Source organism: Enterococcus sp. DIV1298c, from assembly GCF_017316315.1.
GTDB lineage: Bacteria > Bacillota > Bacilli > Lactobacillales > Enterococcaceae > Enterococcus_B > Enterococcus_B mangumiae.
On record NZ_JAFLWG010000028.1, the window covers coordinates 19,736 to 32,115 of the forward strand.

Consider the following 12,380-nt stretch of genomic DNA (forward strand, 5'->3'; position numbering starts at 1 on the left):
TTCTTTAAACTTACAAAAAGTAAGTAAATGTTGTTAAGGTCAGTATAGGATGTTACGAGAGATATTGCAATAAATATGTCCTGCTACTTGAAAGAGAGGGGGTTTGTTTGTTTGATTTTAAAATGAGAAGACGAATAAGCTGGCTTAATAAAAAAAGCAACGGTCACGATAGTTGATGAAGTACGCCCCCTAAGTTAGACCACAAGATCTAACTTAGGGGGCGCACTTCATGAATGTGGCCGTTGCTTTTTTGAAGTGAATACTGGATTCCTCACTTCAGCTACTGATTTGCTCGTACATCTAACAGTGAATAATTGCGGACGTCGAAGCGATTGCGACTTGAGGAATACTCGATCGGTTGACCGTCTTTTAGGTAGACGACTTGTTGGACCTCAAGTACTGGGTCTGTTTCGGCGCAATTTAAATACTGTTGATCAAATGCGGAACTTTTGTCTGCTGAGATTGCACGATAAGCACCAGCAAAATGGACATTGAGTTCTTTGTGCAAATAATCATAGATGGATGACAAAAGATGTTCTTTCTTTAATCCTGGAACAAGTTGGACTGGCATAAAAGTGTGTTCTAAAATATACGGTTCATCGTCTAAGATACGCAAGCGATGAATGTTATAAACTGGCTGTTCTGCATCGATCATCAAACGTTCTTGGATAAAAGCATTAGGGAACTCGACGTCAAATTGAATGATCTGACTTGTTAGGGAGCGTTGGCGTCGTTTCATTTGTAAACTTAATCCTTCGTATTCATTCGCAGGAGAAGTATCTTTGTTTAAATAAGGATGGCTTAAAATCTTAGTTCCTGATCCTCGTTGCGAGTAAACGAGTCCTTCCATGGCTAGAATGTTGATGGCTTTTTTGATCGTCATTCGACTAGCATTGAATTCTTCGACTAGATCCACTTGATTTGGTAAAAAACTATTTGGTGGATAAGTTTTTGAACGAATTCGATCTCTTAAGATATTTGCGATTTCTTCATATTTTGGCACGTTTTTCACCTCACTTTGAGTATAACGAAAGATCATAGCCCCGACAACCAATAAAAGCATGAGAAGTGTGGATGACCGTGTACATGAATTGATTTTATAAATTTGTAAAGGGAAGAGCAAAGATCGTTAATCTACGTGATCAAGAAAAACGCTGATTTTTTTATATAGTAGGTTTTGATCATGGATGGGACAAATGAACCTATAAATGATTAAACGATTATCTAAAAAATGCTAAAGAAAAAAGTAATTGCTACCTCAATTTCCCACTTTTAAACAAGCTTTATTAAGAGTTGAATTTCAAAAAAAAACAAATGTAACAATACTCAGAAAAATCGCTATGTATGGATATTTATCGCATAAAATGTCATTTTAAAGTATTTTTAGTCAAAAGTATAAAGATTCAAAAAAAAGAAAAAATTCTAAAAATTATGTTTACATAAGAAAAAGATTAATATATAATGAGCTTTAATATTTTCAAGCAAACAATTTGACAGATTATCATTTAAGATAATCTCTGTTGTTTATTGGGGTATTGGCAAAAAGATAGCGCGTGGATTTTAGTTAAATTAGAATACGATTAAAAATATTCCGGTATCGTTATCTTTTAAATGAAAAATAGGTTAGAGAAAATAAACTGTGAAATGGAGGATACGTATGAAAAATCGTAAAACAAGAGGATTCTTATTGCTGTTAACAGGTGCATTGTTTTTAGGTGCATGTGGAACTGGTGATGGAGACAGCGCATCAGGCTCAAGTAGTCCTGATCCCAATGTCTTAGTAGTGGCTACTGGTGCAGATCCGGTGACATTAGATATTCATCAAACAAACGATCAGGCGACAAGTAGAGTGGCAAGACAAATCTATGAGACGTTGATCAAGCAAACGAACGATTTAGAGTTGGTACCTGGATTAGCTACAGATTGGGAAGAAGTGGAAGAAAATATTTATGAGTTCATCTTACGGGAAGATGTTGTTTTCCATAATGGTGAACCATTAACGGCTTCTGATGTTGCTTATACGTTACACCGCGCAACTGAATCTCCTTCGATCAGTCATATTATCGGTTCGGTTGATCCTGAGACGATCGAAGTAATCGACGATCATACGATTCGTATCGGTACCCATGATTCTTTTGGTCCTTTCTTAACTCACCTTGCTCATCCAGCTGTCGGTATTTTAAGTGAAGTTGCTGTAGAAGAAGCTGGTGAAGATTATGGGATCAACAGTGTTGTAGGTACTGGACCATTTGAGTTTACTGAATGGGTGACGGGGAGCCAACTGACGTTAGAACGCTTTTCTGATCATTGGGACGATGTTGATGGAGTGGAACGAATTGAGTTTCGCACGATCACAGATTCAAGTGTTCGTTTGATTGAATTGGAATCAGGAACCGTTGATATTGCTTATGATATTTCTCCTTCAGATAATAGTACCGTTGAGGAAAATGATGATTTGACTTTATTGAATACTGAAAACTTAGGAACAGAATATCTAGGTTTCAATTTACAAAATGACACGCCCCTTCAAGAGGTTGGCGTTCGTGAAGCAATCGCACATGCAATTGATGTTGAATCGATCATTGAGACGGTGCATATGGGGATTGGGACGCCGATGAGTGGTCCGATCAATGAACTAGTTTTTGGATTCAATGGCGATTTAGAAGCGACACCATATGATATGGACCTTGCGAAAGAACTATTAGCAGATGCAGGCTATCCAGATGGTGGGTTCTCTCTCTCTTTATATGTCGGCGATAACAACCAAGAAAGAATTCGAGTTTCTCAAATTGTTTCAGAAGCTTTAGCAGAACTAGGAATTACGGTTGAAGTTCATCAGATGGAATGGGGCGCATTTCTTGATGCGACGGCTCTTGGAGAAGCGGATATGTTTTTATTAGGATGGACGACAATCACAACAGATGCCGATTATGGACTGCACCCGTTGTTCCACTCTAGTAATTTTGGTGAATCAGGAAATCGCTCTTTCTACCATAATGAAGAGGTAGATGAATTATTAGAAGCTGCACGTTACACATCTGAACAAGGCGAACGTGAAGTGTATTATCATACAGTACAAGAGATCATCAATTCAGATGTTCCTTGGGTATATTTACAAACAAGGGAAAACGTGTCTGGTGTTCGTAATTGGGTCCAAGGATTTGAACACCATCCAACAGGAAGTTACTTCCTAAATGTTGTGTCAAAAAATTAAAGGTATGTTTAGAGGAGGAGCGGTGGCATTAGTCATCTTTTACCTCTGAAATCGAATAAACAGTGTTACAGAAGTAGTGCATGCAGAAATAAGTGCGAAAACCCAAAATCGGCAGAATCATTTTCGGGTTTTTGCGCTTATTTTCTAAAGATAAACCCTTCTGTAACTACCTCTTTAAGGAGATGATAAGATGTTCCAATACATTGTAAAAAGAATACTATGGTTGTTCCCGGTGTTGTTGGGGGTCACTTTTATTGTATTCACGATTATGTACTTATCACCTGGCGATCCAGTAACGATGGTTTTAGGTGAAGGAGCAACGCAAGAACAATATGAGGCAATGAGGCGCCAAATGGGACTCGATCGTCACTTTATCGAACAATTTTTCCGCTATATCAGGAATGTGTTCATCGATTTTGATCTCGGTAGATCGTATGTTTCAGGACGAGTGGTGCTTGACGAAATTCTTACTCGTCTACCGAATACGCTCAAACTATCGACGTGGAGTATTTTAATTGCTTCGTTGATCGGGATTCCGATGGGGGTCGTATCGGCGACTCGACCGTATTCAAAAATCGACAACGTCGTTATGTTCATTTCATTATTAGGCGTCTCAATGCCAACATTTTGGCAAGCCTTGTTATTGATCATTTTATTTACATCAACACTTGGCTGGTTGCCTGCAACGGGTTTTAGTAATTGGCAACAAATGATCATGCCTGTGTTTGCATTAGCCTCTTCTTCCATTGGAAGCATTGCCCGTATTACTCGGTCAAGTATGATGGATGTTTTAGATCAAGATTATATTCGAACAGCAAAAGCTAAGGGAGTCGGCGACTCGACGGTGACGTTTCATCATGCGTTGAGAAATGCATTGATCCCTGTCGTGACGATCATTGGGCTGCAATTTGGCGCTTTGTTAGGAGGCGCAGTTCTAACAGAGACTGTTTTCAGTATCAATGGGATCGGTACCTTGATGGTCAATGCGATCAGAACAAGAGATACGATGATCGTTCAAGGTGGGGTCCTGTTTATCGCATTTATTTTCACGTTGGTCAATCTATGTGTAGACATTCTTTATGCCTATATAGACCCACGAATAAAAACCTCATATGACTAAAGGAGGAAATTATGTTTCTTAGAAAAAATAATTTAGCAAAAACAGAATCGATTGCCGGCAAGTCTGAAGGATCTAGACAAGAGATTTGGCAAGCGTTGAAATCCAATCGACGTGCTATGTTCGGCTTATTTTTTATCTGTTTATTGATCTTTGTTGCGATTTTCGCTGATTTTATTGCACCTTATGGAATGAGAGAGCAGGATCTTAGTAATGCTTTGCAGTCTCCCAATCGTACGCATTGGTTAGGGACAGATGATTTAGGTCGTGATGTTTTGAGCCGACTGATTTATGGTACACGTGTCTCATTGACAGTTGGGGGTTGCTCGGTCTTGTTGGCTTTGTTTTTTGGCGGGATCTTAGGCGTACTATCTGGCTACTTTAGAGGTTGGATCGATACATTGATCATGCGGTTTTGTGATATCTTGTTGTCGATTCCCTCCATCTTATTAGCGATTGCGATCGTTTCTTCCTTTGGTTCAAGTTTAATGAATATGATTATTGCGATTGGTTTAGCGAATATCCCCATATTTGCTCGGATCATTCGAGCCAGTGTAATGTCTGTCAAAGAAAAGCAGTTTATTGAAGCAGGAACCGCGTTAGGTGCAAATGCCAATTTATTGATTTTCAAGCATATTCTGCCAAATGTGATGTCACCAGTGATTGTTCAAGCTTCAATGGGAGTTGCAACGGCGATCTTATCAGCGGTCGGCTTAGGCTTTATTGGTTTAGGGATGGAAGCTTCTGTAGCGGAGTGGGGAACGATGTTGAATTTTGGCCGTAGTTATATTCGTACGCATTCTTATTTAACGATCTATCCAGGAATGGCGATTGTTTTGACAATCTTATCCTTTAATTTGATCGGAGATGGTATTCGTGATGCCATTGATCCGAAAATGAGAGAGAGGTGATTGGCTATGGAAACTATTTTGCGCATCAAAAATCTAGAAAAACATTTTCCTATCAAGAAAAAAAATCCTTTTAGTATTGGGAAAGATTATGTAAAAGCCAACAAGGATATTTCAGTAGATATCCTAAAAGGCGAGACACTAGGGATTGTTGGTGAAAGTGGCTGTGGCAAGTCAACATTTGGTCGTACCATCATCCAATTACAACGACAAACGAGCGGCTCTACTCTTTATTACGGAGAAACCTTAGAGGACTTTACACCTTTATATATGAAAAAAATCTATCAAGAACTTCCACAAAAAATGAAGTCTTTTGAGAAAGCAAGAAGTGTGATAGCTGAACTTGAAAATAAGCGTAGTAGAAATAGCTCAGAAGCGGATCATGTAACGGAGCAATTACGTCTAAAAAAGGCTGTTTTTGAAAATGACTATGGCAATATGTTACGACTTGTAGGAGGATTGATTTTACACGAAGATCTAAAAAAAGTGAGTAAGACATTATTGGCTCACTATCAAGTGGCATCGAGTATTGCTAAAAGTAAAAGAAGTCTTACTTTCAACCAACAGAAACAATTAATGGGGGCATCTGTCGATCAGAAAGAAATTGACCGGATCGAAGAAACGCTTCAACAGCAACAAGAAGAGTTAGCGGTTATCAACCAAACAGTTTCACAACTGAGAAAAGAAGTAATGGGCAATAAAGATTTTGAGTACTTTGAGCAACAGTTAGACTCAGGGATTGACCTTGCTAATTTAACTTCGAAGGAATCGCAAGCATTACGCAAGGATTTACAAATCATTTTTCAAGATCCATATTCCTCGTTGGACCCACGCTTGACTGTCGGGGAGATCATCGGAGAAGGACTATTGATCCATCAGTTTTTCAAAAATAAAAAAGATCCAAAGTATGAGGCGTATATCATTGATATTATGGAAAAATGTGGGCTGAAGAAAGAATTTATTGATCGATATCCACACCAATTTTCCGGTGGGCAACGTCAAAGGATCGGCATTGCAAGAGCACTCGCTCTTAAACCGAAATTTATTGTTTGTGATGAGGCAGTCTCTGCATTAGATGTTTCTATTCAGTCGCAAATCATCAACTTGCTTCAAGAGTTACGTGAGGAACTTAACCTGACCTATTTATTTATTACGCATGACCTCGGTGTCGTGAGATTTATTTCCGATCGTATCGCAGTCATGTATTTTGGACATATCGTAGAAATAGCACCAGCAAGCATGATCTTCAAAAATCCTGTCCATCCTTATACAAGACAATTGCTAAATGCGATCCCGACACTTGATGAGGATCAGCAGCAGTGGGATCTTCAAGAAACCTACCCTGAGTTTGCCTTTTACTATTCAAAAGAGCAAGATACAGATCCCGATTGGGTCGAAGTAGAACCAGATCATTTTGTAAAATGCACATTAAACTAATGACAGAAAAGAGACAATCGATACCATTCGAAGTAGAAATAATCTGTGTGGCTGAAATCTTATAAGAAACTGGGTGGCATTGTCACAACAGATTAAGAAGGAGGTTTGGATGAAGTTACTCGAGGTAAATAATCTACACACCTATTTTGATACAAAACGTGGAACAGTCAAAGCGGTCAAAGGTGTTACTTTTTCTCTTGAAAAAGGAAAAACGCTGGGCATCGTTGGCGAAAGTGGGAGTGGGAAAAGTCAAACTGCGATGTCGATCTTGCAACTCTTTCAGCGCAATCAATACATTGCTGAAGGGGAGATCCGCTTTGAAGGTAAAAATATTCGGGATTTTTCAAAGAAAGAGCTTCTACAGATTCGCGGAAATGAGATTTCGATGATTTTCCAAGAGCCAATGACGAGTTTGAATCCGGTTTTCACAATCAAAGCACAGTTGATCGAAGCGTTGAGGTTACATCAGGATCTAAGTAAAAAAGCAGCTTTAATGAGAGCGTATGAGTTGTTAGAAGCAGTCAAGATCACCGATGTCAATCGGGTGGCAAAGCAATATCCGCATCAGCTTTCAGGTGGGATGAGCCAGCGAGTGATGATTGCGATGGCGTTAGCTTGTAATCCGAAACTATTGATTGCTGATGAGCCGACGACTGCTTTAGATGTCATCATCCAAGCGGATATATTAAAGTTGATGGATGAGTTGAAAAATAAGCTAGGAACGAGTATTTTATTCATTACGCATGACCTTGGTGTCATCAGTAAAATGGCAGATGATGTGATCGTCATGCATGGCGGAAAAATCGTAGAAAGTGCATCAATCGAAGACATTTTCAAAAATGCACATCATCCATATACACGTCGCTTATTAGCAGCGTTTTTAAGAACGGATATCCAACAAAAACAATCTGAACCAATTGATTTTTATAATAAAGAAAATAAACGATTTGATTTCACAAATTTCAAAGCAACTGAATCTGTTGATCCTGATTGGGTAAAAGTCGGCGAAAACCATTATGTCGCAGCAAGTTTGAAAGAAATCGTACCCGATTGGGAGGACAGTCGAATGTACAAGCAAGAGAAATAAGGATTTAGATACTATTTAATTAATAAAAAAGCCTCCACGAAAATGCAATGAGCAAATTTCGTGGAGGCCTTTTTGATTGTCATTAAAAAAATGTTTGTTTCGACTTCAAAAATTAGCTTCTGATCTCGTCAAATCAGACAACATCCATATCAGGTTGTTTATCTAAGATCATCAAGAACGGATACCAGATGACAGCGACGATCACAAAATCGATGACTTGTAGCAAGCCGCCTAACCATGAGTTTGTAGCTAACACACCGCTCGCAATGATCGGTACTGTCCATGGAACGGAGACACCAGTTGGAGCGGGTACGATTCCTGCTGCCATCACTAGGTAGTTGAAAGTTGTTACGACTAATGGTGCGACAACCCAAGGAATCAAGATCGTTGCATTCAATACGATCGGCAAACCGAAAATGGCTGGTTCATTGACGTTGAAAATTCCTGGAGCAAGAGCTAAACGACCAACATCACGGTATTGTTTTTTCTTCAAAACAAATGCCATCAATAGAACGACTGCTAAAGTCATCCCTGATCCACCGATTCCTACAGTGAATGTTTCCATAAATGGTTTCGTGATGATATGAGGCAATTCTTGACCATTTTGGTAAGCTTCTAAGTTATCAAGCATCAACGTGTTCCAAATAGGGTCCATTACAGAGTTGACGATGATTTGACCATGAAGACCAAAGAACCATAGGAATTGTACAAAGAACAAAGCAATCAAAGTAGCAGGTAAACTACTTCCTAAACCAGTCAATGGTTTCTGGATGACTTCATAAACGACATCATGTAAGTTTGCATGGAAAACGCCAGTCATAACTGCATTGATGATCAAGAAAACAGTCAAAGTCACAACCGCTGGGATCAATGCAGCAAATGATTTTGTTACAGCTGGTGGGACACTTGCGGGCATTTTGATCTGCCAACCACGTTTTGTGATGCGGCAGTAGATTTCACCTGCGATGAAAGCAGCGATCATACCGATGAACATTCCTTTTGCGCCTAAGCGATCAAGAGTCAACACACCAGATACTTCTTCGCCACCGACAGTTGTCATGACGAAAGGCGTTAAGATCAAGAAGCTGGCAAATGAGACAGCGCCTCCAAAAATACCTTCAACATCATATGATTTAGATAAATAATAGCCAATACCAAAAGTAACAAAGACTGACATGATACTCATTGTTGCATTTTGCCCATTTCCAAATAAGCTTGATAGCGTTCCTTTAGTTGCATCACTAAAGAATGGTAAGTTATTGAAAACGACAACAATCGATCCGAACATTGTTAAAGGGAAAGATAACATAAATGCATCCCGTAACACTGTCAAGTAACGATTTTGCCCTAGAAGGTTCGCTAAAGGCATGATTTTCTGAGCTAGTTTATCCATAAAACCGTTCATTTTATTCACCTCTATTATAATTTGCAATCGATTACAAAATGAGTATAACTTCAAACTGGATAAATGTCTAGTCATTTATTTAAAAAGTATTGATTTATTTTTATGGTTTGGTATGATTACGTTATCAAAAGAAAATTAAGTGAGGGACAAAACATGACAAAATATGTATTTCCAGAAAATTTTTGGTGGGGTTCAGCTGCTAGCGGCCCGCAGACAGAAGGACGTGTTACAGGAGATGGCAAAGGAGAAAACATTTGGGATCATTGGTACGACTTGGAACCTGAGAAGTTTTTCAATCAAGTAGGACCAAGCAAGACTTCTCAAGTGTATACGAAATATAAAGAAGATGTTGCATTGATGAAAGCGACTGGTCATAATACGTTCCGCACATCGATCCAGTGGAGCCGTTTGCTTCCTAATGGTACAGGAGAAGTAAATGAACAAGCAGTGACTTTCTATCGCACGTACTTTGAAGAACTGATTGCACAAGGTATTGAACCATTCGTCAATCTTTTCCATTTTGATATGCCGATGCCTTTACAAGAAAAGGGTGGTTGGTTAGCAAGAGAAACTGTCGAAGCTTATGCTGAGTATGCCAAAACATGTTTTGAATTGTTCGGAGATCTTGTGAAGAAATGGTTTACGCATAATGAACCAATCGTACCTGTAGAAGGTGGCTACCTTTATCAATTCCATTATCCTAATCATGTGGACTTCAAAGAAGCAGTTCAAGTAGGGTTCCATGAAAACTTGGCAAGTGCAAAGGCGATACAAATCTACCATGAAACAGGACAAGATGGAGAGATCGGTATTATCCTGAACTTGACACCAAGTTACCCACGTGATGAAAATAACGCTGAAGATGTGAAAGCTGCGGCAATTGCGGATGCCTTTTTCAATCGTTCATTCCTTGATCCAGCTGTTAAAGGTGAGTTCCCACAAGAGTTGATCGATATCGTTAAAGAATTGGATATCATGCCTGTCATGGAAGAAGGAGATTTGACGATCATCCAAGAAAATAAAGTGGATCTTTTAGGGATCAATTATTATCAGCCACGACGTATCAAAGCGAAAGAAACGCCAATCGACAAAGATCGCGCACCATTACCAGATGATTATTTTGACAACTATGATATGCCGAATAAAAAAATGAATCCTTATCGCGGTTGGGAAATCTATGAAAAAGGTATCTATGATATCTTGACAAATACGCGAGAAAATTACGGCAATATCAAATGTTTCATCTCTGAAAACGGCATGGGTGTTGAAGGAGAAGAGCGTTATGTTAATGAACAAGGAATGATTGAAGATGATTATCGCATCGAGTTTGTGACAGATCATTTAAAATATGTGCATCAAGCGATTCAAGAAGGCACAAATTGTTTAGGGTACCATATGTGGACTTGTATGGATAACTGGTCTTGGACAAATGCTTATAAAAACCGTTATGGCTTTATCGCGGTCGATCTAGATCAAGATGGTAAGCGGACGATCAAAAAATCTGGTCATTGGTTCAAAGAAGTAGCGGATAATAATGGCTTTGACGCGTGATCGATCATTAAATAAATAAGAAACATCACTGAATAAATACGATAAATTGTTTGAAATAAGGCGGAAAATCCCAAAATAAGATTTTCCGCCTTATTTTTTATGTACTCGTTCACTCTTATTATGCAATATCCTTAAGAATTGTCCTTCGGTTCTAATCGTGCTACACTAAAAGTAAAGAAGGAGGCGGTTCCAATGGTAGATACGTATAAAAATATTTTAGTAGCAATCGACGGTTCAGAAAAATCAGAAAAAGCATTTATTGAGGCAATTGCCACAGCAAAACGCAATCAAGCGAAATTGCATATTTTGTATGTGAATGAGGTGTCAGGAAACTATTTTGGTGATTTTGCTTTTGTCACAACAAGTTTACAAGAAGAATTAGATGAAGTGGCAGATAAACAAATGAAGGAACACCAAAATTTAGCGATCGAAAAAGGATTGACCGATATTAAAACGTATGTATTATACGGTTATCCAAAAACATTGATCGCAAACTTCAACGAGTCAGAAGAGCCGATCGATTTGATCGTCATGGGCGCGACTGGTTTGAACGCTGTCGAACGTGCATTAGTAGGTTCAACCACTTCTTATGTGGTCAACCATGCGCCATGTAATGTGTTAGTTGTAAAATAAGTGATGTTGAAGCGAGGACTTCTACATGATCCTTGTAGGAGCAAGCTTTCCCATACGATTTATCTATTTAAGGGATGTCGCGTGACCCAACGCACATCCCTTTTTTTGTTTTCCAACAGAAAATGCGTTAGGATAAAAAAGACAAACGTATTTCAAATAGGAGATGGATAAAATGGAACAACAATATGTCCAAGTAATGACGATTGCTGGATCAGATAGCGATGGAAGTGCAGGCATGCAAGCCGATCTGCATACGTTTTTTACCAGAAAGGTCTATGGAGTATCTGTTTTGACTGCTTGTGTAGCTGGGAATTCTTATGGGATCGGTGCGAGTGTCCCTTTACCAACGGATTTTATCGACAAAGAGTTTGAACTGATCGCAGAGGATTATCAGGTCAAAGCAGCAAAGACCGGGATGTTGGCGGATGCTGCATTGATCAATACAGTGGTCAAAAATGTTCAGAAGTATGATTTTGGTCCTTTAGTCGTTGATCCAGTGATAATGACGAAGCATGGCAACCAGTTATTAGAAGAAGAAGCATTGAGTACGTTGAAAATAGCACTTTTACCACTGGCGGAAGTAGTGACACCTAATTTCTATGAAGCGGAGAAACTGACGGGTCTCAAATTGAATACAGAAGAAGATTATGCCAAAGCAGCTCAAATTCTCCAAAAGATGGGACCTAAAAATGTTTTGATCAAAGGCCATCATGCGAGCGATACAAACCAACAAACAGTCAAGGATTATGTTCGTTTGGCTTCAGGAAAAACATTTTGGTTGGAAGCTCCGTTTTACGCAACCGATCGCATCAATGGCACGGGTGACTCTTTGTCTGCCTGTATTGCTGCTGAATTAGCAAAAGGTGAAACTGTTGAAGCAGCGATTCGTACGGCGAAACAATATGTCAATCAAGCAATCAAAGAAGAAATTTTTGTCGGACATAAATATGGCCCGATCAATCATTGGGCGGTTGAAGCAATCGAATAAAATGAAAGTATGATGCGACAAAACAAGCTGGACTGCTCAA

The 12,380-nt window shown here is 39.1% G+C and carries 10 protein-coding genes; 8 read left to right on the forward strand and 2 right to left on the reverse strand.

The window, feature by feature from the left end:
- Window positions 1-280 precede the first annotated feature (280 nt).
- Window positions 281-1,003, reverse strand: coding sequence for a GntR family transcriptional regulator (locus JZO83_RS07700; RefSeq protein WP_206856428.1), 723 nt, complete (start codon window positions 1,001-1,003; stop codon window positions 281-283).
- A 654-nt stretch (window positions 1,004-1,657) separates the two neighbouring features.
- Here JZO83_RS07700 and JZO83_RS07705 point away from each other — a divergent pair.
- The 5 genes from JZO83_RS07705 (at window position 1,658) to JZO83_RS07725 (ending at window position 7,763) form a co-directional block, all read left to right on the forward strand.
- On the forward strand, window positions 1,658-3,214 hold the full coding sequence (locus JZO83_RS07705) for an ABC transporter substrate-binding protein (RefSeq protein ID WP_206856430.1): 1,557 nt from the start codon (window positions 1,658-1,660) through the stop codon (window positions 3,212-3,214).
- Between the two features lie 190 nt (window positions 3,215-3,404).
- Window positions 3,405-4,334: an ABC transporter permease gene (locus tag JZO83_RS07710; RefSeq protein WP_206856431.1), complete on the forward strand. Its 930-nt coding sequence runs from the start codon at window positions 3,405-3,407 to the stop codon at window positions 4,332-4,334.
- An 11-nt stretch (window positions 4,335-4,345) separates the two neighbouring features.
- On the forward strand, window positions 4,346-5,242 hold the full coding sequence (locus JZO83_RS07715) for an ABC transporter permease (RefSeq protein ID WP_206856432.1): 897 nt from the start codon (window positions 4,346-4,348) through the stop codon (window positions 5,240-5,242).
- Between the two features lie 6 nt (window positions 5,243-5,248).
- Window positions 5,249-6,676, forward strand: a complete 1,428-nt coding sequence (locus tag JZO83_RS07720) for an ATP-binding cassette domain-containing protein (protein ID WP_206856436.1) — start codon at window positions 5,249-5,251, stop codon at window positions 6,674-6,676.
- Between the two features lie 109 nt (window positions 6,677-6,785).
- A complete protein-coding gene (locus tag JZO83_RS07725) occupies window positions 6,786-7,763 on the forward strand; it encodes an ABC transporter ATP-binding protein (protein ID WP_206856440.1) in 978 nt (325 codons plus the stop codon).
- A gap of 133 nt (window positions 7,764-7,896) precedes the next feature.
- On the opposite strand, the gene celB is transcribed toward JZO83_RS07725, so the two are convergent.
- Window positions 7,897-9,168, reverse strand: a complete 1,272-nt coding sequence (gene celB / locus JZO83_RS07730; protein WP_019723475.1) for a PTS cellobiose transporter subunit IIC — start codon at window positions 9,166-9,168, stop codon at window positions 7,897-7,899.
- A gap of 153 nt (window positions 9,169-9,321) precedes the next feature.
- Between celB and JZO83_RS07735 the strand changes: the two genes are divergently transcribed.
- The 3 genes from JZO83_RS07735 to thiD all read left to right on the forward strand — a co-directional run bounded on the left by JZO83_RS07735 (window position 9,322) and on the right by thiD (window position 12,340).
- A complete protein-coding gene (locus tag JZO83_RS07735; RefSeq protein ID WP_206856442.1) occupies window positions 9,322-10,719 on the forward strand; it encodes a glycoside hydrolase family 1 protein in 1,398 nt (465 codons plus the stop codon).
- A 192-nt stretch (window positions 10,720-10,911) separates the two neighbouring features.
- Window positions 10,912-11,352 carry a universal stress protein gene (locus JZO83_RS07740; RefSeq protein WP_206856444.1) on the forward strand — a complete coding sequence of 147 codons (441 nt, stop codon included), beginning with the start codon at window positions 10,912-10,914 and terminating at the stop codon, window positions 11,350-11,352.
- A 172-nt stretch (window positions 11,353-11,524) separates the two neighbouring features.
- Window positions 11,525-12,340 (forward strand): bifunctional hydroxymethylpyrimidine kinase/phosphomethylpyrimidine kinase, encoded by an 816-nt coding sequence (thiD, locus tag JZO83_RS07745; protein WP_207115412.1) that lies wholly within the window; start codon window positions 11,525-11,527, stop codon window positions 12,338-12,340.
- Window positions 12,341-12,380 lie beyond the last annotated feature (40 nt).